Origin of the sequence: Ruegeria arenilitoris, from assembly GCF_013031355.1 — a bacterium.
Classification (GTDB): Bacteria; Pseudomonadota; Alphaproteobacteria; order Rhodobacterales; family Rhodobacteraceae; genus Ruegeria; species Ruegeria arenilitoris_C.
Genome location: NZ_WPZO01000018.1, coordinates 17,672 through 41,230 on the forward strand (window position 1 = coordinate 17,672; position 23,559 = coordinate 41,230).

The following is a 23,559-nucleotide window of genomic DNA, read 5'->3' on the forward strand; positions in this document are numbered from 1 at the left end:
GTCCAATGGCCAGCAATGGCCAACCACTACGCAGGCAAGAGGATAGATTGCTACGCTATCCGCACGGCGAGGGGACTGTTAACAGAAATTGTGATATCAAAATTTAACATTGTTTTGGAGCGCCAATTGAAGGCAGACCTCAGCGAAAACGCCCTTGAAGCAACCGAGTTTCTGAAGGCCATGGCACATGACGGTCGTCTGCAGATATTGTGCCTGCTTCTCACCGGTGAGAAATCTGTTGGCGAAATTCAGGACACGTTCTCCATGCGCCAAGCCGCAGCCTCGCAGCAACTGTCCCGTCTGCGCCTTTCTGGGTTGGTCGGTGCACGACGCGATGGGAAGAACATTTACTACAGGATCGCCGATCAAAGAGTATCAGCGGTCGTTGCTGTGTTGTATGAACTCTTTTGTGACGATGTGGGTGATGCATGGGAGGTTATAATGAATAACATACTCATCTTTTTTACCACTGTGCCACGACAACACCTTGATCAGAGGTCTGTCGGATCCAAGCTGCCATAGGCACCATTCACGTAAATTCATCGCCTTAGCCTGCTGGATTGGCTTCAATCCTCTCTTTTTAGCCGTTCTGCCATTTCAGAAAACCCGCGCAGTTCGGCGTGTTCGAGTGGTGTAGTTCCGTTTCGATCGGCAAGCGATCGGTCAGCACCCGCTGCCAACAACGCATCCAGAACCGCAAGATGATCCGGGCCGCCGTCACCAAGCACAACGGCTTCGATAGCTGCTGTCCAGTGCAGATTGTTCACATGGTCCAAGGGTGCGCCAGCAGCGATCAGCCGTCGAACAATCTCGACATGCCCGAGATGCGCGGCCGCGATCAGTGCCGTTCCCTCATAAGGGCTGGTCGTCAGGCCGGGATCGTTGCCTAGCTCGATGGCGAGCGTCATCAGTTCTGGATCGTTTGCAACGGCCGCAATTGTGACTACGTCGTAAGACTGGCCTTCAAGCGCGTTCATGTCGGCACCGGTCTCAGCGAGAGCACGCAACGCCCCGTCCTCTGAAGCAAACGCGGCCACATGGGCTGGTGTGCGGCCTCGTGAGTCCCGCGCGTTGACGTTTGCCCCCGTCTCAACAAGCTGCCGGATCATTTCTTCGCTGCCGGTGTGAGCGGCTGCGAAGAGACCGTCGTATTGCGCGACCTCATCAGCTGAAGGCGGTGTCTGTGCCCTGCCTGCGCTGGCGGCAAGACCCATCACGAAGGCAAACAGTAGAAAACGAAACATGGCCGATCCTATTACCTACATTTTGGTCAGCTATAGTAGTAGCGGATGCACTCGATGTCATATTCCATTCAGGATTAGAATCTTTTCCCGGGAATTGATTTCGCAATGCCATTGGACAGATGGGCTGAGTTTGCCGACAATCGCGTCATGGAGCTGTCAGCAACCACACCTGTCCATCTGATCCATGTGGATCCAGACGTCAACATGGCGCGGTTCTATGGGATTGAACTGCAGCCGACGCTGTTTGGGGAAGTGTGCGTTCTTCGCACCTGGGGACGTATCGGTACAAATGGGCAGGCCATGATGGTCACCTACGACGACGAGACCCAAGCTGCTGAAGCGCTCCAGAAACTCGAGAAGCAAAAGCTCCGTAGAGGGTATGTTCCGGTCGGTGGTTGATACCTACCGACAGCGATAGTAGTTCTTTCATTTCTCAGCCCGGTTGAGCGATCTATTCTTTGGCTACTCGGCCAGAATGGACATGATCGCCGAGGTTTTCCAGCTCGTCCTGGCAGGCTTCGGAAATACCTTCTGGCAAATTGTATGCTTCAATATCCGCTTCGATCTTTCTCAAGTCAGATTCCAGTCCCATAGATTGGAAATCATCTACTGCCCGAAGGCGGTAAATCAAACGTTCAATGAGCAAACGATGGGCAAGCATCCGGCCCAGCAGTTCACGAATTATTGGTTCTTGCATGTATCAGTTCTCCTCAATCCGCGCAGTAGGCACGATCGGATTTCCGGGGTCAATCGCGGAACTTAACTTGAGGGGAACCTGCCAAGATCGGCGCCCGACGTCCTGTTCGTAGCGAGAAAGCGGGATGCGGTCTTACGCCCTGGCAAATCCCGAGCCTGTCGTCTCGTGACCGGGCTCTAAGTTTCAGCCGGCATGCCAGCTTCTACCCAGAACACCCCGGCCTGATCTCCCTGCTCCAATAGCCCCTGAACCGTCTCTTGCGAGCCGGGGCAGGGGCTTTGGGTCATGGTCAGCCCATGCCGTGGTGATCTGCCCATCCGGGTGACGATCCCTTTTGCGCTCCCGCAGGATCGAAGATCCTTTGGCTTCTTTTGTTGGTCAGGCGGGATTTGGGCAAGCCAAACGCCACCCGACGCCAGGGGGAAGGCGCAGCCTCCCCCCTCGGACAAGACAAATAGACAAGACCGTGTCCTCGCGCGTTGCGCTGCGGGCCGCACCACTCTTGTCGATTTGTCTTGTCTCGCCCCTCTCCGCGTTCGCCACGAGGCAGGTTTTAGAGACGACGCCCTTTCAGGGCTTGGCTCAAAACCAGCACCAAAAGGGATCAGCCCCGAAGGTCGCATCACAAAGGAGAGACGGTTTTGAATATCGAAGCGGAAAAAGACATTGAGAATGACACGAGCCTTCAGGCAGTCGAGATTGCGGCCCAGAATGACCTATTTCGGAAAGCCCTGATCGACGCAAATGCGGCGATTGAGATACACTCCAAAGGCATTCAGGGCCAGGTGTTTGTCACGCCCGGCGTGTCCGGCGAAGGGATGGAGTTCCAGACCGCAGTTTTGAAGGCGGTCGCAACGGATGACCAGTTCGACGAGGGCAATGACCCTTATGGCGATCACACATTCGGATCGGTGACGGTCAGCGGTCAGAAGCTGTTCTGGAAGATCGATCTTTACGACGCGGACTACAAATACGGCTCCGACCATCCGTTTGATCCCGCAGTGACCCGCCGCGTCCTGACCATCATGCGCCCTAGCGAATACTGAGACCAGCCCTGTCCCACAGGGGCAGGGTCTGCAAGCGCAACCTGCGCAGGAAAGGAGGTGAGTTTATGCCTGCAAAGATCATCGAACAGCGAACACGTGAAGCTGTGGAATTGCTCAAGAAGGGAGGCCTGTCTGCAAACATCGCGCTCCGCTTCTTGAAACAACACGCAGCCGCCTAAGCGGCCTCGCGCTACCCCAGAAGGGGTAGAGCACCCTTAACACGAAGCGAAACACTCAAACAAGGATTTGCCCAATGAGCAAAGTCGAAACATTCACCGCACCGGAAACCATCGAAACCCTCGCCCTGTCCGATCTCTACCTGTCCGACCTGAACCCACGGCAGGAGGTTGGCGAGGACAGCATTGCCCTGCTGGCCGACAGTCTGGTCATGTGCGGCCTGATCCAGAACCTCAGCGGTCTGCGCGATGCGGATGGAAAGGTGGCCGTTGTTGCTGGTGGCCGCCGGCTGCGAGCTTTGAACATCGCCGTGACCGAACGCGCCGATCTGGCACTGGTTCCCGTGAAGATCACCGACAATCCGTTTGTAGCCGAGCAGTGGGCCAATGCGGAAAACACCGCCCGTGAGGAACTGGAACCGGTGGACGAGGTCCGAGCCTACGGCAAGATGGCCGAGAAATCCCTGTCTGTTGCCAAGATCAGCAATGCGTTCGGCGTGACCGAAGCCCATGTGCGCCGCCGACTTGCACTGGCAGGTTTGCCCGCCGCCGTTCTGGATGCACTCAAGGCGGGTGAGATCAGCATGGGGCTGGCCAAGGCCATGACCGTCAGCACCGAGGAAGAGAAAATTCTGGAGGTTCTGGAACAGGCCAAGGAGTGCCGATGGTTCAGTGAGCATGATGTGAAACAGGCCCTGACGTCGGAGGCTGTCAGCAGCACCAACCGCAAGGCTATGTTTGTGGGGCAGGAGGCCTATGTTGAAGCAGGCGGCACCGTCACTGCTGATCTCTTTGCCGATGAGACCCTGTTCAATGACGGAACGCTACTAGATCATCTGTTTGCAGAGAAGCTTGCGGAAGAAGCAGAGAAGCTGCGGGAAGCGGAAGGCTGGGACTGGGTGGACACCCATGAAGACAGCTACATTCCCTATGGGTTTTCGGGCATCGTAGGCATGCACCGTCTGGAGATGGTGAGCCGGGACTTCACCGAAGAGCAGGCCGAGCGGTATGACGAACTGGCCGAACTTTATGAGGCTGAGGCTCTGGATGAAGATGGCGAAAAGGAGCTGGCCGCGCTTGAGGACTATGCCGCACCCTTCTATTCCGACGATCAGCGCAAGCTGTCCGGTGTGTTTGTCTATGTCGACAATAGTGGCGAGATCAAAACGTCATCGGCCTATGTTGCGGCGGAACATGTACAGGCCGCCATTGAGGCCGGTGTTCTGGCTCCGGTCAAAGAGCCCGAGATTAAGGAGACACCAAAACCGGCCTATTCACAGAAGTTCATCGACGACATGGTGGCGATCCGGCTGGCAGCAGTTCAAACGGCTCTGCTGGACAAGCCCGATTATGTGCTAAGCCTGTTTGCCTTCTACGCCACCCCGGCCTCCGGTCTGACCAGCAACCTGTTCGGGTTTGGCTATGGCGGCGCCGAGCGGAACACGCCCGAGATCGATGACCAGTTCATCCTCGATCCGCGCCTTGGCGGGGAGCGGGACGAAGCGGCAGAGGCAGCCTATGACCAATTTCAGGAGATGGCCGCACAAGGCAGCGTGGAGGCGTTCAAAGCGTTTCGCGATCTGGGAAAGAAGGTCCGGAATGGAGAGATCACGGCTTTTCTGGCTCGGCGGTTCCTGACCCAACGCCCGGAGTTCATGGCGGAGATCGCGGCTGAGATTGGTGCCGACATGCGCGCGATCTGGACCCCGTCTGCTGAGAACTGCTTCAAACGGCTGAAAGGCTGGCAGCTGGATGATCTCTACAAGGACCTGCTGGACCTGCATGGCGACACCGGCATGTTCAAGGCTTTCGCAAAATCCAAGAAAGGCGCGAAGAACGAGGCGATGCACAAGCTGTTCAACGATGTGGAACATCAGGATGCACTAGGCGTGACCGAGGCACAGAAAGCCCGGATCGATGTTTGGGTGCCGGATTGCATTTGAACCTAACGGGGCAGGGCGCTTTGCGCCCTGCCTCTCAATCTCTGGCTGTGTTAGCCTCAATGATGAAAACTCAAAGTGGCATTGCGCAAACACCCCGTCGCGCATAGCTATCAGAGGTAGGCCACCCGGCCTACTTTTAAAGGTGGTACTTTCGCCAAAATGGATTTGGATAGACCTATGGACACCTCATCGAACAAGCTCGAGAAAGCCGCCCGCCGCGTCTGGAAATCCGCGCAGATGTTTGTCGGGTTTCACACGGATCAGAAGGGCAAACCGCGCGAACAGCCAAAGCTCTGGCCACCAAAGAACGGGAGCGCGTCAATCCACAGCGATCCCAACGCGCAGGAGGCGATTGTTGTGGTGAAAGCCGCTGATCCGGAAGCTGCCCAAGATGTACAGATCAAGCTGCATCCCAGTCGCATTGTTGTGCGCCGCGACGCAGACATGTGGTGGCAGGGTGTGGCCGTGGACGCGCATTCCGTGACGGTCCGCATGGCCGACAACACAATCATTGAAATCCGCCATGACGGGTCGGTGAAGCGTCGCTCGGCGGAGGATGAAACCCATGTTGAAGCCGATGGCAGCATCTTCAAGTTCACCGAATTTGCCGAGGCGCATATGACGGGAGACGGCGTGGAAATGACCCGGCGCACCGAGGATCGCATTGCCACGATTACAGCCGACGGTGTTGTCGATCGCGCGCGCAAGCGTTAGCTTGGTTTCGATACCTCCAGACTTTCCTTCGGTTAAACTCTTGGCCCGCTTCGGTGGGCCTCTTTCTTATGTGCGAGACTGTTTGGCAGAAGCTTGCCGAGGTCGCCTCTATTCCCTCCATAAGTCAATCCAAACCCATGTTGACTGTAGTCGCCAACCTCGCCAATGTCGCGCGTTCGTATTGATGCGTCTGCTTCCGCACAGATGTTTTGGAGCCGATGCAAACCCACAAGGAAACGCAAGCAACATGACTGATGACTGGAACGACTATGCCGAAGGTTGGGACGACAATAGCGACGTCAGACGCTATGCGAGTCGCGCTTTCACCACGCTGGACGACCACTTGAATCTTTGTGGGAAGGATTGGCAATCAAAACGTGTGCTCGACTTTGGGTGCGGGACCGGATTGCTGACGGAAAATATTGCACCGCATGTGGAGGAAGTTGTTGCCGTCGATACCTCGGAGAATATGATTGCCGTCCTGCAGCAAAAACAGCTGCAAAATGTTAGAGCAGCTCACGGAGATATTCTGGCTGGAGATGTTCCGGAGTTGGAGAATGCGTTCTCAGGTTTCGATTTGATCTGCGCGTCTTCCGTTTGTGCCTTTCTTCCAGATTACAGTGGCGCCGTGGCAGTACTGGCGGGTTTGCTCAACAAGGGTGGGCATTTCGTGCAGTGGGATTGGCAAGCGTCAGATGATGACGGCTTTGGGTTGACGCTGAATCAAATGAAAGCCGCGCTGGAGGCGGCAAGGCTTGGTTCAATTCGGGTCGAGCGTATATTCGAGTTCAAATCTGATGAGCAGGGCATGCCTGTTCTGATTGGAGCGGGGGTTAGAAATACAGAATGATATTGTGTTTGGATGCGTGAACAACCATTGCGTCCAATTAACCGAACTTTGGTATGGCTCGGGCAGCAAAGTTCAACTTAGAGATTTAGCTGCGGTCATTAGTCAGACTCCGCCATTTTAAATTGAGTCCGGCTGATTACCTGATCCGCGCAAGCGCGGACCAGGGCCGGACCGTCCGGTCTTTGGCCTTCGCCAATTGAAAAGGGCGACTTTTACCGCCGATGATCCTCCTTCCTTTGCCGCGAGGGCCATTCTGACCCAGAAAGGCCACCCGCACCCGGAACTGAACACTGCGCCTGTGTCGGGCCGAGGTGATGTTGCTGCCACAAATTGTATCGCTTTGTTCAGATGACCCGCGCGCAGCGATCCCAGAACATCCTTCCTGTCACGTGGTCTGCCAGTTTCAACCTCGTTGCTGGCGATGATCCTCGGCTGCCGTGTTTCTGAAGGGATGAACATAAGCGGGCAGTCGGGGAAGACGCGCGGTGCCCGGAACGGGTGCCGCGCTTCAACAGGGAATTTCCCCTGCGCCTGCGGCGCATTCCGCGCGGACCAAATTCCCTGCTGACGTCCCCTTGATGCCCGCTTTTCCCATGTTCATCGAAACACGTCATAGCGAGGATCAAACAATGGCAACTCAAACTCTGAAACTGAACGTCAAGACAGGTGAAAAAGAAGGCAAGACTTTCTGGGATCGGTGCGGCGTTCTCTTTGTCAGTACCGATGAGACCGGCAACATCACCTCGGTCCAGGTCAAGCACAGCATGTTCCCCGGGGTCGAGATGGTGGCCTTCCCGAAGCGCACCGATGACGAGCCAGTCACCGAATGACGAGAGAGCAGGGCGGCACAAGCCGCCCTTTCTTCTGCTCCGGCCAGAGGCCGGACCACATATGCGCCACGTGTGGCGCAAGGCCCAACGGCCGGGCAGGGGAGGTGACCTTCCGCGATGCGGCAGCCCTCTGCCCTGCCACACCCGCCGCGCAAGCGGCGGGAAACTGAGCGCGCTGAGGCGCGCAAAAATGCCATACTGAACTTAAACGTGCCGGTATGTGACGGGCGCTGTCCGGGCAACCCATGCGGTGCATGATTGCCCTGCGCCGGTCCACCGGCACCCACGCCTTCTGGCTGGAACAAGGGCGGGACCTTTTTCCCGGCGTGGAAATTGCCTCCAAGAGCAAAACTGTTCCGGGGGCAATTTTAGAAAATACGGATTTCTAAAATCACCCCCGGTTTCCTCTTGGAGTGTATGACAGGATAAGGTAGTTGTGTTACAAAATGACTCAACCATGAGTTGACAATCGAGTGAGCAGGTTTTGAGCGCGAGCAGGACCAAAGAAACCGCCGTTTTCTCTGTGCGTTTGCCAGTGGACGCGCTGGAGCGTCTGGAGGCGGCTGTGACCGCGCTTGGCGCCAAGAGCCGCAACCAGATCATCCAGAGATTGATCTATCGGCTGATCGGGTATCTCGATCCCGATCCGGCCTTGGTGGATCTCTGGCAGCAGCATCTGCGTCAGGTCCAGGGGGGCTACACCAACCTCAATCAGCTCGCAAAATCGGCCAAGCGCGGCAGCGTCATTTGGACGGATGATGATCGGCGCGATGTCGACAACCTTCACCGTGCCATCATTCAGCAGCGCCAGGATCTGAAGGCACTGATCACCGCGGCGCGCCGGAATCGGGAGCCGGAGGCCGCCATTCGGCGGATCCTGCGCGAGGATGGGGAGGGTGTCGTTACATGACAATGGCAGCCCTTGATCTCACTGCTGCTGATCTGTTCGAGCTTGCCTTCCGGGAAGCCCAGAAGGGGATCGATCAATCTCGCCGGGCCGATGTTCAGCTGCAAACTGCCAGGCGCATGAAGTTCCTGATCTCGCGGGCGTCGTCGATCAAAGCCCGGCTTGGCGCGGTATTTGGCAAGCCGGAGGCAGTTGTCAAAATCGTGCGCAAAGGTGGGGTGAAAAACGCTCAGGAACTGCGCCGCCAGATCAATTACCTGACCGTCCGGGCAGAGGGTGTTCTGGACATCCGGGACAATGGCGTGACGCCGCTCGATGGGGGTCAGGTGGGTGATCTTATCGAGAGCTGGGCGGATGGGTTCTCGGGCAAAACCAACTACGGGTATACCCGTCATATGATCGTGTCCTTCCCGGAAGGTACTTATGCGCATGCGGCCCACGAGGCGGGTCTTGAGTTTGCAGAGCGTGTATTTGGCAGCGGCGATTTTGGCGATACCTGGGACTACCTGACGGTGTTCCACAACGACACAGAGAACCCTCATGTCCATCTCGTGGTGAACTGCCGAGGTGTGGATCATGGGCACTGGCTCAAGACCGGCATGACCAGCGAGATGAATATCGACCGGCTGCGGTCGATCCAGGTCGAGGTGGCAGAGCAGTTTGGAATTGAGCTGGCCGCCACCACCCGCCTGGAACGTGGCTTGCGTCAGGAAGTGGAGACCGACACCTGGAAAGTTCAGGCCGGGATGTCGGTGATCGAGACCACACCGGACATCGAGACTAAGGCCCGCGAAGCGGCGGGTGATGTGATGGCCCTGTCCATCGCTCGTATGTCCGATCTCTTTGACGCGCGCGCCAACGCCGTCAAAGAGAAGATCGAAGAGTTTGCCATCCAACTCATAGAAGGAGACGCCCCTGTGGTCTCAAGACTGGAATATTTACTGAATCAGGCCAATCATTTTGACGACTATGGCGAGCCGGGGGGGCCGAGTTACGTATCCCGGCCGATAATGGATGCTTTGGAGCAGCACCTTCGGTTGGGCGAAGACGTAGAGACGCTCGACCCCGACCTTAAGGCACAGGTCATCGCCCATATCAACGACGTAAGGAACGATGAGCAAAGCCATCCGCATTTTTCTGCGCTCGCGGATATCGCGGGAGACAGCGATTTCCAGACATCCGATGACTATGTCACGGCGTCCAGTCGCTATGTCCGCTACATGCAGGACCATCTGGGCGAAGATGCCTTTGTCACGTTGCAGGAGCAGACGACAGAAATCCTCAAATCCATCGACAACATGGAAGGTCTTGCGCGGGAGGTAGAAGACCCTGGGCTGCGCGCTGCGATGGATGTTCAGATCGGCGAGCTGAAAGGGGAGGTTGCAGATCTGCGCCCCTACGACGCAGACCTGCAGGCCTTCACTATCGAGGACAGCAGATACACGACATCGCTGAGCGCGGCGGCGCTGGATGCACTGGATCCGACCGAGGCCGATAAATGGCTGGCTGTGAGGGAAGAGATCGTCGGTTCTGCAAACAGTATTGGTCTCAATGGCAACGCGTTCCTGGCCCGCTACAACGATAATGAGACCGTGACGCTGGGCACCACGATGGCATGGCGGAGCGCGGATATCTCATCCGCCGCGGCGCATCTCCGCAACCGAGGAGTGCCGGATAGCTATCAACAGGCCGAAGCCGTTGTTGGTGAGCTACATCAGGTTGCGTCGAGAAAGATTGCCGAAGTTGCGCAGGAGATTGTTCATGCGCGGGAGCACGTGGTGCAAAGTCGCGAAGATGATGGACATAGCCTATAGACACACCCAGACGCTTATCAGTTTGTTTCAAAACTCAACGGTCAGCGTACTGCGCTCAGCAAGAAAATTCTGAATGCACAGGTTCATCGCAGTCCATTCTCTGGTTGGGCCGTGTTCGGCGTATTCTTTGCAGTTTCGAGACAGTGGTCAGAGATCGAGATATCAAGATTTATAGTTTTTTTGAGCACCACTTGAAATCCGATCTCAGTAAAAACGCTCTTGAAGCAACCGACTTTCTAAAGACCATGGCGCATGACGGTCGATTGCAGATTTTGTGCCTGCTACTTGGTGGTGAGAAATCTGTTGGCGAAATTCAAGACACGCTCTCCATCCGACAGGCAGCAGCTTCGCAGCAACTGACCCGTCTGCGCCTCTCCGGGTTGGTTGACACACGACGTGAAGGAAAGTGCATCTACTACCGAGTTACGGATGCACGAGTTTTGGCAGTTGTGGAACTTTTGTACGATCTCTTTTGCAGCGAAGATGCGGCAAAGTGATCTGCATTCTATGAGTAACTATGACTTATTGAACGTACGCGTCTAAGATACATCCATGGTCTCACCCTCAAAGCCAAAGAGTGGCCATGTTCGAGAAAGGGGCAACCGAAATGTTGTTTGCTGATGCGCTGGAGAAAGCTTCTTCGTATGCTGCTGCGTGGAGTTCCAACGATCCGGCACAGATAGCAGCACATTTCGCTGAAGATGGGGCGGCACGGCTCAATTCTGGCAAGGCGATTCAAGGTCGGGGCGCGATTGCTTCGGATTACGCGGCACCGTTCTTCCGTGATTTTCCCGGTTCTTCTGTGTTGCTGCACGATTTTCGTTTATCTGGGAACCACGCTCTCTTTACCGGTATGCTCGTCGGTCCCGGAAGGCGTGAAAATGATCCTATTCGCCTTTTGGGTTGGGAGGAGTGGACCCTTGACGACAACGGCTTGATACAATTGTCGTTGGTTTGGTTCGACCGCGACGACCATGCCAGACAGGGCGGTAGCACTTTCACATAGTGATATCGCTATGCAAAGCGGGTATCGTAGCATCTGAGAAGGCAGCAAAGCTGATCCTCAGCAGACGAATACTCGTTTCCGTATTCGGTCTAACTATGCTGAATACACTCGCAGCCAACTGTGACAGGTGCAGTACCTCCTACCAAATGCGTACCCAATTACGATTGAAGTGAGATGGCAGGTGGGCTCCAATGGTATTCGTTGCCGAGGTGGTCCACAGTCTTCTGCATCAACTGCGGTAGGCGCCAATGTTTGGGTATACATTGGTTCTCGCAGGTGACGGGTTTTCCGACCCTTTCAAAGCGATACCCAGTAGCGTGGAAGCAAATACCACCGCCGCGGCGGTCATTCAGTTCGATGGTCCAGGCAAATTCGGAATAATCCATTCCGTGGATCCGAACTGGTTCTCTGGACCGGGTAATCCGGTCGATTGGCAGCGGTGTAACGGTCGATTTCGGAAACGAAAAGGAAACGGACAGATCGGAAACGCCCTCGAAACACAGATTGACCTGGGAAACGGAAAAACTGAATTGCCCGTTGTCCTGCCTGATCCACTCCTCAATGTGGTCGATATCGAGTATTAGTTCGCTCACCCAGTCATTGTTGTCTGGGTCAGGCGAAATCAATTTTAAGGCATAAATGGAATTGTCGTGAAATTCATGACTGACGTCCTGAAAGAGCCTCTGTCCGTTATCCATCGCAATCACTCGAATCCGAATTGTTGTTGATACGCTCGATTTCGGGGTTTCAGCCAGTTTAATATGTCACCATGCCAAAGGTGACGACAACAACCAAAGCTCTTGCAAACCAGATCATTGCTGCTTTTGACGGTCTTGATCCACCTGCTGATGATGAACTTCTTCACCCCGAATGTATAGATGACGTGGATATTCTTGAATTCTACGGCGGGGTCAAATGGCATGAGATGACCGATCAAATGATCGTATACAGTTACGCTGCCCCCACGGCTTTCAGCCCCAAAGCATTTCAGTACTACTTGCCCGCGTATCTGATTTGGACGCTGCGAAATTCAGACAGCCCGGAATATGCCAGTGAAAGCATTCTTCTGGCACTCGACCCTGGCACATCGAAAGAAATGCTGCACGAGTTCAGGAAGTCCAAGTTCAGCCAATTGACGCCTACACAGACGGAGGCCGTATTGAGGTTTCTGTACTATTTCAGCGACCATCCTGAGCTTGGTGAATTTGCGGAAGCCGCTTTGGTTAATTACTGGATAGAACAAGGCGTGTGGGCACCGGGTCGATGAATATTACGTATTTGATGTGGCTCTTCGCAGCGCTTTTTGTCGTAACCGGTTTGCCGTTGGCATTGACCGAGAATGAGCAATGGCAACGACTATGGGGGGGAACCAGCGCACTGTCACTTGGACTTTTTGCAATTTCGATGGCAACGGATGGTTTACTTAGAGGCCAGATAAGAATTCATTTTTCGATTATCCGTCGCTCCAGCCAACCTCGTCTATTCTTCTGCGCTGTCGCCTTGGTGCTCGCCGCCGGTACCGGTGTCATCATTGCCGCCATCTGGGTAATTTTCTTTAAGGATTAGTGAGATATACCCAGCACGGTGTGACTTCAGAACCAATGGGCCATTTTAGACTGAACGAATACGACCGTTGCGATTTCGTTGGCTTGTCAATTTTCCATGCTTTCGAACCAGTCGAGCACCATAGTACCCCTCACCTTTGAATAGGAATTTCTGTGGGCCTATACACTAGGAGTAGAAAACAGGTGTCCGCATAGGCCAGCGCAAGCGACCGCCTTGCGCAAAAAAGCCGCCATTCGACGTTCTCAGTCTTAGGTCAGCCCTTAGCGGTCATTCTGCAAGTACCACGTCTCTATGAAAGCGGACTTCCGGGTTTTGTCCGGCCGAGCAGGTATGGCCACACAGCGGACCTTCGCCGCGCATGCGACACTGAACACCCCGGATGGCGGCTATGCGTAGGATGCGGACTTTGCAAAGATTGAGGGACGAGTTAAAGAGAATCCGGTTGGGTGTTGCGCAAACCAGCGTTTGCGTCTGCTCGCATGCAATCAAGAGTGTTTGCATTGCGCAGTTGCACGATTCAATCAACATTCTGAGTGTAGAATTTTTGCTTAGGGCTCTAACGTTGAACGTCAGATCAAGCGCATGACACAATGGGTAACGATGTTTCTCGCATCGATGGATCACTCCCCGAGTGAGCAGCTAACAGGTGATCCGGATTGCTGGCATAATTCAGTTCTGATTTTGTCTGAAGGGGGCGAGCACTGGGAGCTCTCCCAAAAAATCGCACATCGCATCAACGGCAAATCCAATCTTAGCAAATGGGCAGGCAGTAGAGATGGCTACAAGAAAAAATTTGAAAAGGAATTGGCGGCCACAATTGCAGACTTCCCTGTCTTCCTCGAAGCGATAAGCGCTCAAGAACGAGTCATAGAGGATTCTTTTAGACACATGGTTGATGAACTAGGTCTTTCGCGGTGTGTCCAGACCTCAACTAGAAACGAAAAAACCTATATGAGCTTTGGCCCTTTTCTTCGGAGGCAGTCTGGAAGAAGCGCGGAAGAACTTGAAAAAGTCTCTTTCGAGATCTCCAGAGTTCAAGCCGTTCCACTCATCTTCATCTGTCACTTTGTTCTCCGTGTGCACCAGCGCTTGCTCCAAACTCTTGGAGTGGATCGTCCACAGCTTGACTGGTTGGACATGCAATTAATGCCCAACAAATTTCCAGGGGGCATCGACGGGCGTATGGCATTGCTGTTCAACGCGATAATGTCTCTCACCACTCCAGGGCTTATCAAAGGTAACCTGAGAATATCGACGCTAGTCAACTCAAATGGCGATGCTGGTAACGAGCTAGCTGACAATGTTGCAGGCCTGCTAAGAGACAAGATAGCAAGCGGAAATCACGAATTCTTACTTGGAATTAATGAGGCAGGGTGGGAAATCTGGGAGCCTTCTATGGCACCTATGGATAATCGATAACTCCGGTCGAAAAATGGCCTATTGGCAAATAAACAATGGCTTTCATTTTCACACTACGTGCCATGGCTGTTAGCGCAGCGATAGACCGAACCTCGCTCAAGATGCTGGAGTGGCGTGCCCGCTTTGGGTTGCGAGAGGCCCAATACAATCGCGGCACACAGGTTACGAGGCTACGGCAGCTCAGGGCTCTTTCGATCTGTTGATGCCTACCGCAGAGAACGACCGCTTCGAGCCCAATACCGCCTTTGATGGCCTGGCAGCTACTCGCTAGTGCAGCGCGTCACGAGCGGTGTAAACCGGACATTGTCTGCTTGGCTTGTAGATGTCGATGAAGCGGACAAAGCCGCCTTTATATTTTTTTTGACCTTCGCTGGCGCAGCTTGACCTGGCAGTCGCAGCGCATCTTCTGTTGCGACGCCGTGCAAGTCGTCGAAGCAGTCGTTCACCGTCACCAATCTGGCCCGCCCCCCGGCGCCAAGTTGGGAGTTCTGGATGGAGCGCGAAAATGGTGCTAGGATGCTGACAAATTTTGATGATTGTAAAAAAGAAATTTAGCCACTTTTGGCGAACCAAACCAAAGGAGGAGCCGCTATGTATCTCGAGATGTTCTTAACATTGCGGGATGGGGTCGATCCGGCGGCGATCGAAGCCTTCTTCGCCGGGAGCGAGTTGGCGTTCCGCGAGGCAAAGGCCGGCGCCCTCCTCAGCGGCGAGGCAGATGCGTTCGAGGCAGCAGTTGGCGAAAAGATCGACCGGATCGAGGACCAGGACGCCATCGTTGTGCCCGAAAAGCTTAGCCACATAGTCAAATCAATTTTTATCATGCCGGAGGTTAATTACAATTGATGCGTTTTTCGACCCATTTGAGAAAGGATACTTTTCATGCCGAAGAAAATAGACACCTATGTTATACCCACCGAACGCGAAAGTGCGGCGCGACCGCCGTCGAAGATCATCGGCTATGTGTCGGTCAACTCAAAGGGCAAGACCAGCGTCTATGATGCCGGACCCATCGACTTGGTGACTAAAAACAAGGGCTTTCATAGCACCAAGGCCGACCGCACGGCCTCTGAAAAAGCGCTTAACAAGATGGGCTTCGAAATCCTCGCCGGCAGTCGGCTGGGGTTTTCAGTCGCCGGCCCGCCTGAGGCCTATGAGGAGCTAACCGGCGGCAAGGTTTCGGCCTACGAACGCCTAGTGCTGGCCGAGGGCGGCGCGCGTCGGTATTCAACGCATCTCGACATTGTCGGCTCCAAGCAGCCGGAATGCCGCAGCCTGGGGCGGGCGAAGACCAAAACCAGTAAGATCGAAGGCGTCATGCTGGAGGAACCGAAGTTGCTGCACGGCATCTTCCCCCCACCGATCCCGCCGAATGTCGAGGGCACCTATCTGCAGGTCCCACACGACGTTTCGTCCGCGATGGGCGCGGCTGGAGCCAATCGCGCCGGCCATGTAGGCGAAGACGTGAGGGTCGCGATGGTCGATAGTGGGCAATACGCGCACCCCTATTTCGACTTTCACTCCTACAACGTGGCCTCGGTAACAGCGATGGTTCCGGGGACTAACCCAGCTGTCGACCCCAACGGCCACGGCACCGGCGAATCGGCGAACATCTTTGCGCTTGCCCCCGGGATCGAATTGCACGCCTACCGGGCCACCAACGACCCCAGCGCGACCGAGGAAAGCCGTCTTGTCGCCGCTGCATCAGGCTTTATCGCCGCCAAAGAAGCCAACCCACAGATCCTGACTAATTCCTGGGGCAACGACACCTTCTCCTTTCCGCCCTTCGGTCCGCCGCCGCAAAGCCAGTTCTCGTTCATCGCCGAAATCGTGGATGCTGTCGAACAGGGGATATTTGTGGTTTTCTCGGCAGGCAACGGGTCGTTCAGTACCTATGCGCAAATCCCCGGCGTGTTCTCAGCCGGGGGCGTTTTCATGGAACGCGACCTCGATTTGCGCGCTTCGAACTACGCCAGTGGCTATACCTCGCCGGACGATTGGTTCCCCGGCCGGATCGTGCCTGACGCGTCCGGTCTTGTTGGCATGCTGCCGCGGGCGCAGTACATAATGCTGCCCGTGCCGGCGGGTAGCGAGCTAGACGTGGCGATGAGCAACCCCTCTTCCGACGCCCCCGGCGACGGCACCGCGGCAAATGACGGCTGGGCGCGGTTCTCCGGCACCTCGGCGGCCGCGCCACAGATTGCAGGCGCTGGCGCATTGATACTCGGTGCGCGACCCGATCTGACTCCGGCGCAGGTGATTGAGGCGCTGAGCCAGACCGCTACGGACGTGGTCGAGGGCAGCTGCCATCCTCGCTTTGGCAACCCAGCAGGCCCTGGCCGCGACGAGGCAACCGGCTTTGGCCTAGTCAATGCCTCGGCGGCGCTGGATTACGCGCTGACGCAGTTCTAAAGCCGGGCTTGGCGGCTCCCCGGCCTGGGTCAGAACGTCATCAATTTGCGATCCCGAGGACACCGGGGACGCCTTTATGACGGTGGAGTCCGGCGTGTCGCAGCGGTGGCGACCACGAACACCCCAGCCCGAAGGCATGCGCGCGTCGTTCTCAAATCGCGGGCCGGCGTCACGTACATCGCAAAGTTAAGCGGTGTTGCGCGCAGCTTTGTCACGCGGTCTGTCACTTGCCAAGTGCTTCTCGCTGCGCACAATTCGAATGACACCATATACAGCCGAGAATTGGCACTGGACACTTCACACTGGCAGCGATTTCTGTGCCGCGGCCGCATGCAGCAAAAAATCGAACTCACAAATTGGGTTCTCACCCGACATTCTCTGCGGCCCGCATCGATTGGTAGTTAGAGCCCTAACCTGCGTTTTCCAAGCTACTTGATCTCTGCGGGTACATGCATCCGGTAAGCGGACAAAACGGACCTTTAAAGGAAGCCGTCTATAAGGAATTTGAGGTTATGCATGACACAAACGCTCGCGCGTTGTTCGACATGTCCTGCCAATGAGGAAGCAGCTTCAGGGAATAGCCGATATCAAAGTCGACCAGTGGAGATTCCATGTAGTGACGACAGCCCGGATACGGGACTGAACCGGGCTTTTTGCACGTTATCACATCGGTGATTTGACCGCTGGAATTGCGGGAAATATGCAGGTCTGTATCGCTGTAGACGTTGGTTTCTGGATCTCTGAAGGGTGGAGCATCTGACACCAGTGTTTCCAGTCCAAGTATCGAATCGACGGCGTAAAACTCAGGCACATTAGTGGCTGTATACCCACGAATGAGGGAGGCATGATGAACGGCGAGATCATCCATCGGGATATAGTCGGTCAACAGAATGCCGACATAGGGCCCCTCCTGACGTTTTGGCAAAAGCTCAGGTGGCCAAGGCGTGAAGCCCTCACCGTGAATCCGCAGGACCTGACCTCGCCGCGTCGTATTGTCCCGCAGCTTAACCCGAGGATCAAAATAACCGCTCGGAATACTAAGGCGAACTTTCTCTGCGCCAGGCTGCAACTCAAGAATAACAGTTAGATTGGTCGAGTGATCCGAAGGGCAAATGAACGGCGATGGCTCGAAAGTAGACACATCGTAGATTTCAGCGGTTGCTCGGGACGTGGCGGCTACCACACCGAGTATGCCGACGAATATCGAGATGGTCCGGAGGATTACATTCCGCATCTACTCAAAGTAGAAAATACATACTGAAGATTCAAGCGTAGCGTTTCGCGTTGCTCTGGTAAACCTATGTCGCAGAAGGGCTCACAGCGGTCATCTGACGGCTTCAGTGGAACATTGAGCCAGCTCTAACGAAAGCAACGTCCGGAGTGCGGACTTTGCTGCCGTTAGCCACCGCGCAAAGTTTTGCAAGATTGATGGTCGCGATACACAGAAACTGGACTTTGTAATGTTCGTATATGCAAAATCATTGGTATGCTGACGTCTGTCTTAGCGCTGCCATCTCGTACACATATTTATCTTGTTCTAGGCGGCGCAGGCTCAATTGGCCTCGACAAAGGGAATGGTCCCGTAAACCTCGACTGGTAGCTGAAAGTGAATAAAGGCAGCAATATAAGAATCCCCGTTGATCCTCGCAGAGCCAAAATTCATCCAACCGGAGTAATCAATAGCATCAACCGTAGCGTTAAAATTCAGTGACTTTGCGTCAACTCTAGACCATGTTCCCGAGAATTGTTGAGGGCCTGCACGCATAGTAAACGTGCCGTCAGTTTTGCTTGTTAGGAAGTCAACTACTGAAAGGTCCCCAGCGTCGTTTACTAAGTTCAGGTCCTTGTTTGAAGTCAAAAGGTCTTCGAACTCTACCGAAAAATCTTCGACCGACATTGCGCGCTCCGTTCTCTAAGCAATTCTAAAAATAATGTAAGATAGTACCACCAAATTTGATTCTCGGAAAAGGTTCAGACCATGAAGAGACATGAGACATTTCATAAAGTTAATCCGCGGGGCACTTTCTTCCCCACTTCGCCTGAAGATACCGACGCCCAACGGGCCACTGTACTACGTTTAGGTCGGTATGGTTTCCGAGGGGGAGACTACGTTGCTCTAGCGCGGACCGGTGCACTTAAATACGGGCCCGGAGTAGGCGATACTATCAAAAGCCTTTGGCTGCAGTCTTCCGCGCTGGGGCGCAGAGAACTCAACGAACGGCCCTACCTGTTCCGCTGGGGTGGTGAACGCATTCAATTGTGCGCACAGGACAGTTACTATTCAGACAACACTGATCCCAACGGTGACTATGGTGTAGCGATTTCTCATATTAACTCCAGGCCGCCACACTTGCGAGCTGCGGATGGCGAAAAAGACACCGGCAGTCTTGATGAAACTGAACCCTACGAAGACGTTGTGGACATACTGACGGAGAAACTTGGCTTTGAGCACGGGTTTGAGGGTTCCGCATACATTCCATTCGCCGATCTCGACGAGGACAAATATCCATACCAGTATCGTGGATGGTATTTGAATAACGGCTGGAAACCCGATTGGAGTCATTTCGACGGTCAGCGTCCAAGCGGTCGTCACAAAGGGATTGATGTGTTTCTACAAAGAGGAACCAAACTACTCGCGCCAACGGCGGGGAAGCTGTACCTTAACCCATTCAAGGGCGGGCCCAACAATCCAACATTCGGAAAGTCGGCTGTAATTGAGTATACGAGAAATAGAAAAACATATTTTCTGATCTATGCCCACCTTTCGGCCGTTTCGGGCAGAAGCGGACGCCCCATTTCAAGTGGCCAGGAAGTGGGTCGTAGTGGGTGCTCTGGTAATGCGGGGGGAAACTACCCCTGCGGCGATATGGGTTCTCGAAACGACTACGGCGGCAGGTCTGATCACGTTCACATTGAAGTCAGAGAAGGCGGGCTTGATATCAGTGCTCCCAAAATCAATCCCCTTAGCCATTTTCGTTGGAGGATTCGTTGAGGAATCTGTCCGGGATCAGCACCTGTGGGCCTGAAAGCAATGTCTGCTTCGGGCTGAACCAGCCGAGTGCGACCGCAGCAGCCAGTTTGCACGGCAATGTCGGCTTAGGGCTCAATCTGCTTAGATCTCTTGCCTTTTGCCATACGCCAAGATCAAGCAAACTTGGGCAACCGGAGTGGCTGAACAAACCCTTGAATATGCTTTGGGCGGGAATAGTGCTCTGCAAGGTACGACAGCACACGCCAGTTTAAATCGACTGCCCATCTTGTCTTGGCATTTGTGAACACACGATCCTCGTCGCGGTGAACGTTCGGAATGTTCACGTGCAACTGGATATGGATTTTGTTCCGGTATTTTCGGAGCGTGTGCAGGTCGTCATAAATGTCCGCCCCCATCCCATCTAAGATGTGATATTTTCGCAGGTTGTCGATGACCACGGCAAATTTGTCGATTTGCTTTTCTTCAATCTCTTGCCGATCTTCTTCCGACACATTCGGGACGCCTTCGAGATTATAGTTTTGAGCCCGGTAGAAGATTTGAATGGCCGCGACCTCAATCAATGAGGCAGCTTGAAGAAGAATAGGCTTGTTGAACTTACTGTCTTCGTTCGCTTCTACCAAGTCACACAGAAGCTGAGAGTTGTAACCAGCATTGTCGCCAGCTTTGAAATCCCCGAAGATGCTACATTCGAGTTCGTCTAATTCAAAAGTCATCAATTCAATCCATTTTCAAAGGGCCAAACATTCCGCTTTCGACCATCGCCATGTAGGCTTTTTTCATGGCCAACGCCGTTTCTTGATCGACAAAGAGCGAGGACCGACTTCCATGTGGTTCTCCCAGTAAGTATGGGCGCATAACCTCCCACCGTTCTGCACGCTCAGCCCAACGCCAACACGGTAGCTCCTGCTCAAGCATCAATGGAACGGCGAGCTTCTTTGGTATTTGCTTGCCGGGATTCAGCGGTTCGGGCCATTCACATTTGACGAGGACGGGCTTTGCCCCGTTCGCGTAGAACGCCACGTCCAATTCCTCTGCAGTAATGCTTGCGCAGTGGTGGTTAATCTCGAACGCAGAGTCGATTACCTGTTCCGCCCCGCCGTATGGGCACGTGACAAACCCGTGTGCAAAGTACCGGGTATGATCGAGCCCCCTATATCCAGTCCTTTCATTTGGTTCGGTTTCTGGATTGCGACTATTGTGTTTAGATACAAGAGGGTGCCAGGTGGGGTAACCCTCGACGGCTGGACCTATTTCATCGACAATATCCAGCAATGCCTCCTCACTCTCGGCTCTTACTTCTGGTGAAAACGTCACCGGAACCAAGTATTTCTTTGTTCTTTCGTATGCGTTCGCCGCCGCCTCATCCGCTCTAAATGCCATAGTCACGATCCTATTCTTGCGCCTGAGCACTTAAATAACTATCCGCGCATGAAAATACAATATCATGCGTAGTATTATTCTTTAACGCGTAAGAATGAGAATTAACGAGAAGAGCGCCGATGACGGCTCGAAGCGAAAATATCAATCATTTTCAGTGCCTTCCACCTTTATCTCCGGTTGCAGCGCCAACCGAGCAGCATCGAAAATCAATTCGAGCGCAACCAGTGGGCTGACCCAGCGTTCGAAATTGGAGATCGGCTTGCCAGCATTGCTCGGAATGTTCTTGATCGTGACCCTTCTGTCAGCTCTTCTGATCAATCCAAGAATGCCGATGCTGAGCAGGCTGCTGGAGCCTTGGCTATCGAGGTAGCTGCTTCCACATGCAACAGACTTTGCGAAGCCGCGCACGCCACCCTACGAGAAACTGCCGCTGAACTCCTCTGAGGGCTTTGGTCTTAGCCTGCCTAGAAAATCCAGCGTCCGGTTTCTGCGGTTCTCGACGTGCTGCGCTGGCAAAATCAATCTTGCTTGCGGAGGTCCGCAAAGGGCTCAAACCACTATTTGAATCCACTGCAGAGAATGGCTGCTCCGAGCTCACTCCACCGAATGCTGCATGGGCAACGAATGGCTGTTCACCGGCTGCCAAGGACGGATAGTCATCGGTAGTGACAACCCACGGCAATCGTTCCGAGATCAGTTTTCCGCGTTTGCCTTGTCGCGGTTCCACCAACGATTGGGATTGGAATTGTGCGGGTCGTAGCTGGCGCGGCTGGCCCAACAATCCTTGATGAAGATCAAAGGCTCTTCGTAATGATGTACATCGCGTATCGCATCCAGAACGCGCCCCAGCGTTTCGGAGTCCTGCACGACCGAAATGACGATAAGGACGCTTGGGAAGGTCTGAACCTTGTTGGCGGCCCCCAGATGCACAGCACTGGTTGAGTTGTCTTCCGGCAAGTAAGTCTCGCTGCCTACAGCACTGACAAATGCGTTGCGCCTGTACCGGCCATAGATCAGTGGATTGACCTCCATCACATTGTCTATGATCTTGTCCGCGTCTTCAGGCGTCGCCTGAATCTCGATTTGCCAGACGCGTTCCACCGTGCCTGTTCGTGTCTTGAGTTTGCTGATGTCGATGCTTTCCATTTTCCTTGTCCGTTCCCTTCTTTGTGCCATGGCCCCTCGGGCCTGATGGTGAGCGCCAGTTGCAACCTGAAGCCGACTTACGCGGCGGTGATATGCGTGTCGCCACGAAGATCGTTTGTGCGATCAAACCAAGCATTGAGCGGGCCTCCTTCGGCGACAGTAGGCTTGAGCTGGTTATTTCAGAAACGAATAATATTGCTAAGCGTGATGAGATATGGAAATCTTACTTTATGAAGCGTGATCTCGAAATCGACCTACTGCGATCCTTCGTCGCCGTCGCGGCGCATCGAAACTTCACGCATGCTGCACAGGCCATTGGGCGCACGCAATCAGCTGTCAGCCTTCAGATCAAACGGCTTGAAACCATCGTGGAGAAACGCCTCTTTGAGCGGAGCCGTCAGTCCGTGTCGATCACACAGACCGGCGAAGCGTTGTTGGTCTATGCAAACCGCATTCTGGCCGCAAACGATGCTGCGCTGTCACATCTGCAACGCCCAGAGGCGGAAGGATTGATCCGGATCGGAGCGCCTGATGACTACGCGACTTTCCTGCTGCCTCCGATTCTGTCCGCCCTGGCGAAAGCGCATCCCAGATTGCAGTTCGAAGTGACATGCGACAACGCCAGCGATCTGCTGCCCATGTTGACGCGGGGCCAACTGGATGTGGTCGTTGCAACGCACCGTCCAGATTCTGTCGCTGGACAGGTCGCGAGGCATGAAGCGCTTCATTGGGTTGCCTCCCCCGATTTCATCGACGACCTCGATCAACCTCTTTCGCTCGTTTTGTTCCCATCTGGTTGTGTGTGCAGGGAAATCGCCTTGGACGTATTGAAGAGCATCGACCGCCGATGGCGCGTTGCATATTCCACGCGCAGCATAGGGTTGATCGAGAAAGCCCTTCTTGACGGATCGTCGGTTTCCGTGATGGAGGCCTCTGTTATACCACCTGGTCTCAGGATCATTGACGGACAGGCCGGTTTGCCCTCACTGCACGAGGTGGTGATATCCGTTCACCAATCGAACACCTGCGAAGCGCACGTGTCCCTCGCGGCCGACTTTCTGGTAGAAAAACTGGGAAGGGCCCCTCTGCGAGCCGTTTCATGACACGGGCCTGACAGCAGATCTGAATTGAGACCGGACATTGGAATCGTCGGCCTGTGTGCCGGCTCTGTCCGCTTTCGCGCTATTGGCAATCTGGTTTTGAACGTCCGGAATGTGCGGTTCGCGACCTGCTGCGTGAGCGAAACACTGAAGTGGGATCAAAGGCAGCAATGGGCTCAAACGAGACATTCGGCGTTCACAATGAGGAGCGCCCGCTATGCGGACTTAGCTGCCGTTCGTAGAATCTCTAAAGACGAAGATCCAAATGCGTGATAGCTCCAGATTATGGCCACGACATCTGCGCGAAATCGAACGCC

At 54.5% G+C, this 23,559-nt stretch carries 28 protein-coding genes; 18 read left to right on the forward strand and 10 right to left on the reverse strand.

Features of this window, described 5'->3' with window-relative positions; all coding sequences use genetic code 11:
• The first annotated feature begins 15 nt into the window (after window positions 1-15).
• Window positions 16-522, forward strand: a complete 507-nt coding sequence (locus GOX63_RS24195) for an ArsR/SmtB family transcription factor (protein ID WP_170328915.1) — start codon at window positions 16-18, stop codon at window positions 520-522.
• Window positions 523-566: 44 nt separating this feature from the next.
• Here GOX63_RS24195 and GOX63_RS23170 read toward each other — a convergent pair whose 3' ends face one another.
• The gene (locus GOX63_RS23170; RefSeq protein ID WP_170328917.1) at window positions 567-1,244 is read right to left on the reverse strand and encodes an ankyrin repeat domain-containing protein; all 678 of its coding nucleotides are present in this window, start codon (window positions 1,242-1,244) and stop codon (window positions 567-569) included.
• Window positions 1,245-1,349: 105 nt separating this feature from the next.
• Between GOX63_RS23170 and GOX63_RS23175 the strand changes: the two genes are divergently transcribed.
• The gene (locus GOX63_RS23175; RefSeq protein ID WP_254436081.1) at window positions 1,350-1,643 is read left to right on the forward strand and encodes a WGR domain-containing protein; all 294 of its coding nucleotides are present in this window, start codon (window positions 1,350-1,352) and stop codon (window positions 1,641-1,643) included.
• 52 nt (window positions 1,644-1,695) lie between these two features.
• Here the strand turns inward: GOX63_RS23175 and GOX63_RS23180 are convergent, their stop codons facing one another.
• Window positions 1,696-1,941, reverse strand: a complete 246-nt coding sequence (locus tag GOX63_RS23180; protein WP_170328919.1) for a hypothetical protein — start codon at window positions 1,939-1,941, stop codon at window positions 1,696-1,698.
• Window positions 1,942-2,117: 176 nt separating this feature from the next.
• Window positions 2,118-2,258: a hypothetical protein gene (locus tag GOX63_RS23185; protein ID WP_170328920.1), complete on the reverse strand. Its 141-nt coding sequence runs from the start codon at window positions 2,256-2,258 to the stop codon at window positions 2,118-2,120.
• A 324-nt stretch (window positions 2,259-2,582) separates the two neighbouring features.
• Here GOX63_RS23185 and GOX63_RS23190 point away from each other — a divergent pair, with 324 nt between their 5' ends.
• The 9 genes from GOX63_RS23190 (at window position 2,583) to GOX63_RS23230 (ending at window position 11,227) form a co-directional block, all read left to right on the forward strand.
• Window positions 2,583-2,987: a DUF3768 domain-containing protein gene (locus GOX63_RS23190; RefSeq protein WP_170328922.1), complete on the forward strand. Its 405-nt coding sequence runs from the start codon at window positions 2,583-2,585 to the stop codon at window positions 2,985-2,987.
• A 253-nt stretch (window positions 2,988-3,240) separates the two neighbouring features.
• The gene (locus GOX63_RS23195; protein WP_170328924.1) at window positions 3,241-5,106 is read left to right on the forward strand and encodes a ParB/RepB/Spo0J family partition protein; all 1,866 of its coding nucleotides are present in this window, start codon (window positions 3,241-3,243) and stop codon (window positions 5,104-5,106) included.
• 177 nt (window positions 5,107-5,283) lie between these two features.
• Window positions 5,284-5,820, forward strand: a complete 537-nt coding sequence (locus GOX63_RS23200; RefSeq protein WP_170328925.1) for a hypothetical protein — start codon at window positions 5,284-5,286, stop codon at window positions 5,818-5,820.
• 247 nt (window positions 5,821-6,067) lie between these two features.
• On the forward strand, window positions 6,068-6,670 hold the full coding sequence (locus GOX63_RS23205; protein WP_170328927.1) for a class I SAM-dependent DNA methyltransferase: 603 nt from the start codon (window positions 6,068-6,070) through the stop codon (window positions 6,668-6,670).
• A gap of 629 nt (window positions 6,671-7,299) precedes the next feature.
• Window positions 7,300-7,500 (forward strand): hypothetical protein, encoded by a 201-nt coding sequence (locus GOX63_RS23210; RefSeq protein WP_170328929.1) that lies wholly within the window; start codon window positions 7,300-7,302, stop codon window positions 7,498-7,500.
• A gap of 565 nt (window positions 7,501-8,065) precedes the next feature.
• The gene (locus GOX63_RS23215; protein WP_367646766.1) at window positions 8,066-8,410 is read left to right on the forward strand and encodes a hypothetical protein; all 345 of its coding nucleotides are present in this window, start codon (window positions 8,066-8,068) and stop codon (window positions 8,408-8,410) included.
• On the forward strand, window positions 8,407-10,221 hold the full coding sequence (locus GOX63_RS23220) for a relaxase/mobilization nuclease domain-containing protein (protein WP_170547322.1): 1,815 nt from the start codon (window positions 8,407-8,409) through the stop codon (window positions 10,219-10,221). Before GOX63_RS23215 ends, GOX63_RS23220 begins: the two co-directional genes overlap by 4 nt.
• A 191-nt stretch (window positions 10,222-10,412) precedes the next feature.
• A complete protein-coding gene (locus GOX63_RS23225) occupies window positions 10,413-10,718 on the forward strand; it encodes an ArsR/SmtB family transcription factor (protein ID WP_254436082.1) in 306 nt (101 codons plus the stop codon).
• 86 nt (window positions 10,719-10,804) lie between these two features.
• Window positions 10,805-11,227, forward strand: coding sequence for a nuclear transport factor 2 family protein (locus GOX63_RS23230; protein WP_170328935.1), 423 nt, complete (start codon window positions 10,805-10,807; stop codon window positions 11,225-11,227).
• A 158-nt stretch (window positions 11,228-11,385) separates the two neighbouring features.
• On the opposite strand, the gene GOX63_RS23235 is transcribed toward GOX63_RS23230, so the two are convergent.
• Window positions 11,386-11,925, reverse strand: a complete 540-nt coding sequence (locus GOX63_RS23235; protein ID WP_170328937.1) for a hypothetical protein — start codon at window positions 11,923-11,925, stop codon at window positions 11,386-11,388.
• A 71-nt stretch (window positions 11,926-11,996) separates the two neighbouring features.
• Between GOX63_RS23235 and GOX63_RS23240 the strand changes: the two genes are divergently transcribed.
• The 5 genes from GOX63_RS23240 (at window position 11,997) to GOX63_RS24050 (ending at window position 16,624) form a co-directional block, all read left to right on the forward strand.
• A complete protein-coding gene (locus GOX63_RS23240) occupies window positions 11,997-12,494 on the forward strand; it encodes a DUF6714 family protein (RefSeq protein WP_170328939.1) in 498 nt (165 codons plus the stop codon).
• The gene (locus tag GOX63_RS23245; protein WP_170328941.1) at window positions 12,491-12,793 is read left to right on the forward strand and encodes a hypothetical protein; all 303 of its coding nucleotides are present in this window, start codon (window positions 12,491-12,493) and stop codon (window positions 12,791-12,793) included. Before GOX63_RS23240 ends, GOX63_RS23245 begins: the two co-directional genes overlap by 4 nt.
• Window positions 12,794-13,375: 582 nt before the next feature.
• A complete protein-coding gene (locus GOX63_RS23250; RefSeq protein ID WP_170328943.1) occupies window positions 13,376-14,212 on the forward strand; it encodes a hypothetical protein in 837 nt (278 codons plus the stop codon).
• A gap of 591 nt (window positions 14,213-14,803) precedes the next feature.
• Window positions 14,804-15,058 carry a hypothetical protein gene (locus tag GOX63_RS23255; RefSeq protein ID WP_170328951.1) on the forward strand — a complete coding sequence of 85 codons (255 nt, stop codon included), beginning with the start codon at window positions 14,804-14,806 and terminating at the stop codon, window positions 15,056-15,058.
• Between the two features lie 36 nt (window positions 15,059-15,094).
• Window positions 15,095-16,624, forward strand: coding sequence for a S8 family serine peptidase (locus GOX63_RS24050; RefSeq protein WP_170328949.1), 1,530 nt, complete (start codon window positions 15,095-15,097; stop codon window positions 16,622-16,624).
• Between the two features lie 493 nt (window positions 16,625-17,117).
• On the opposite strand, the gene GOX63_RS23265 is transcribed toward GOX63_RS24050, so the two are convergent.
• Window positions 17,118-17,807 carry a hypothetical protein gene (locus GOX63_RS23265; protein WP_170328947.1) on the reverse strand — a complete coding sequence of 230 codons (690 nt, stop codon included), beginning with the start codon at window positions 17,805-17,807 and terminating at the stop codon, window positions 17,118-17,120.
• A 369-nt stretch (window positions 17,808-18,176) separates the two neighbouring features.
• A complete protein-coding gene (locus GOX63_RS23270) occupies window positions 18,177-18,521 on the reverse strand; it encodes a hypothetical protein (RefSeq protein WP_170328955.1) in 345 nt (114 codons plus the stop codon).
• Between the two features lie 81 nt (window positions 18,522-18,602).
• Here GOX63_RS23270 and GOX63_RS23275 point away from each other — a divergent pair, with 81 nt between their 5' ends.
• Window positions 18,603-19,616 carry a M23 family metallopeptidase gene (locus GOX63_RS23275; protein WP_170328956.1) on the forward strand — a complete coding sequence of 338 codons (1,014 nt, stop codon included), beginning with the start codon at window positions 18,603-18,605 and terminating at the stop codon, window positions 19,614-19,616.
• Window positions 19,617-19,768: 152 nt separating this feature from the next.
• Here the strand turns inward: GOX63_RS23275 and GOX63_RS23280 are convergent, their stop codons facing one another.
• From GOX63_RS23280 to GOX63_RS23295, 4 genes are all read right to left on the reverse strand, one after another.
• Window positions 19,769-20,329 carry a hypothetical protein gene (locus GOX63_RS23280; protein WP_170328958.1) on the reverse strand — a complete coding sequence of 187 codons (561 nt, stop codon included), beginning with the start codon at window positions 20,327-20,329 and terminating at the stop codon, window positions 19,769-19,771.
• Between the two features lie 4 nt (window positions 20,330-20,333).
• On the reverse strand, window positions 20,334-20,996 hold the full coding sequence (locus GOX63_RS23285) for a hypothetical protein (protein WP_170328960.1): 663 nt from the start codon (window positions 20,994-20,996) through the stop codon (window positions 20,334-20,336).
• Between the two features lie 141 nt (window positions 20,997-21,137).
• Window positions 21,138-21,404: a hypothetical protein gene (locus tag GOX63_RS23290; RefSeq protein WP_170328962.1), complete on the reverse strand. Its 267-nt coding sequence runs from the start codon at window positions 21,402-21,404 to the stop codon at window positions 21,138-21,140.
• A 285-nt stretch (window positions 21,405-21,689) separates the two neighbouring features.
• Window positions 21,690-22,142: a hypothetical protein gene (locus tag GOX63_RS23295; protein ID WP_217356284.1), complete on the reverse strand. Its 453-nt coding sequence runs from the start codon at window positions 22,140-22,142 to the stop codon at window positions 21,690-21,692.
• A 59-nt stretch (window positions 22,143-22,201) separates the two neighbouring features.
• On the opposite strand from GOX63_RS23295, the gene GOX63_RS23300 reads away from it, so the two are divergent.
• The gene (locus GOX63_RS23300; RefSeq protein ID WP_170547325.1) at window positions 22,202-23,245 is read left to right on the forward strand and encodes a LysR substrate-binding domain-containing protein; all 1,044 of its coding nucleotides are present in this window, start codon (window positions 22,202-22,204) and stop codon (window positions 23,243-23,245) included.
• Window positions 23,246-23,559 lie beyond the last annotated feature (314 nt).

What these genes read in the sequence shown, in the direction of transcription:
- GOX63_RS23220 (WP_170547322.1), top strand. Translation starts at nt 8,407, where the DNA reads ATGACAATGGCAGCCCTTGATCTCACTGCTGCTGATCTGTTCGAGCTT.
- GOX63_RS23255 (WP_170328951.1), top strand. Translation starts at nt 14,804, where the DNA reads ATGTATCTCGAGATGTTCTTAACATTGCGGGATGGGGTCGATCCGGCG.
- GOX63_RS23270 (WP_170328955.1), bottom strand. Translation starts at nt 18,521, where the DNA reads ATGTCGGTCGAAGATTTTTCGGTAGAGTTCGAAGACCTTTTGACTTCA.
- GOX63_RS23210 (WP_170328929.1), top strand. Translation starts at nt 7,300, where the DNA reads ATGGCAACTCAAACTCTGAAACTGAACGTCAAGACAGGTGAAAAAGAA.
- GOX63_RS23200 (WP_170328925.1), top strand. Translation starts at nt 5,284, where the DNA reads ATGGACACCTCATCGAACAAGCTCGAGAAAGCCGCCCGCCGCGTCTGG.
- GOX63_RS23275 (WP_170328956.1), top strand. Translation starts at nt 18,603, where the DNA reads ATGAAGAGACATGAGACATTTCATAAAGTTAATCCGCGGGGCACTTTC.
- GOX63_RS23280 (WP_170328958.1), bottom strand. Translation starts at nt 20,329, where the DNA reads ATGACTTTTGAATTAGACGAACTCGAATGTAGCATCTTCGGGGATTTC.
- GOX63_RS23285 (WP_170328960.1), bottom strand. Translation starts at nt 20,996, where the DNA reads ATGGCATTTAGAGCGGATGAGGCGGCGGCGAACGCATACGAAAGAACA.
- GOX63_RS23250 (WP_170328943.1), top strand. Translation starts at nt 13,376, where the DNA reads ATGACACAATGGGTAACGATGTTTCTCGCATCGATGGATCACTCCCCG.
- GOX63_RS23295 (WP_217356284.1), bottom strand. Translation starts at nt 22,142, where the DNA reads ATGGAAAGCATCGACATCAGCAAACTCAAGACACGAACAGGCACGGTG.
- GOX63_RS24195 (WP_170328915.1), top strand. Translation starts at nt 16, where the DNA reads ATGGCCAACCACTACGCAGGCAAGAGGATAGATTGCTACGCTATCCGC.
- GOX63_RS23195 (WP_170328924.1), top strand. Translation starts at nt 3,241, where the DNA reads ATGAGCAAAGTCGAAACATTCACCGCACCGGAAACCATCGAAACCCTC.
- GOX63_RS23235 (WP_170328937.1), bottom strand. Translation starts at nt 11,925, where the DNA reads ATGGATAACGGACAGAGGCTCTTTCAGGACGTCAGTCATGAATTTCAC.
- GOX63_RS23230 (WP_170328935.1), top strand. Translation starts at nt 10,805, where the DNA reads ATGTTCGAGAAAGGGGCAACCGAAATGTTGTTTGCTGATGCGCTGGAG.
- GOX63_RS24050 (WP_170328949.1), top strand. Translation starts at nt 15,095, where the DNA reads ATGCCGAAGAAAATAGACACCTATGTTATACCCACCGAACGCGAAAGT.
- GOX63_RS23240 (WP_170328939.1), top strand. Translation starts at nt 11,997, where the DNA reads ATGCCAAAGGTGACGACAACAACCAAAGCTCTTGCAAACCAGATCATT.
- GOX63_RS23205 (WP_170328927.1), top strand. Translation starts at nt 6,068, where the DNA reads ATGACTGATGACTGGAACGACTATGCCGAAGGTTGGGACGACAATAGC.
- GOX63_RS23180 (WP_170328919.1), bottom strand. Translation starts at nt 1,941, where the DNA reads ATGCAAGAACCAATAATTCGTGAACTGCTGGGCCGGATGCTTGCCCAT.
- GOX63_RS23175 (WP_254436081.1), top strand. Translation starts at nt 1,350, where the DNA reads ATGCCATTGGACAGATGGGCTGAGTTTGCCGACAATCGCGTCATGGAG.
- GOX63_RS23245 (WP_170328941.1), top strand. Translation starts at nt 12,491, where the DNA reads ATGAATATTACGTATTTGATGTGGCTCTTCGCAGCGCTTTTTGTCGTA.
- GOX63_RS23170 (WP_170328917.1), bottom strand. Translation starts at nt 1,244, where the DNA reads ATGTTTCGTTTTCTACTGTTTGCCTTCGTGATGGGTCTTGCCGCCAGC.
- GOX63_RS23185 (WP_170328920.1), bottom strand. Translation starts at nt 2,258, where the DNA reads ATGGGCAGATCACCACGGCATGGGCTGACCATGACCCAAAGCCCCTGC.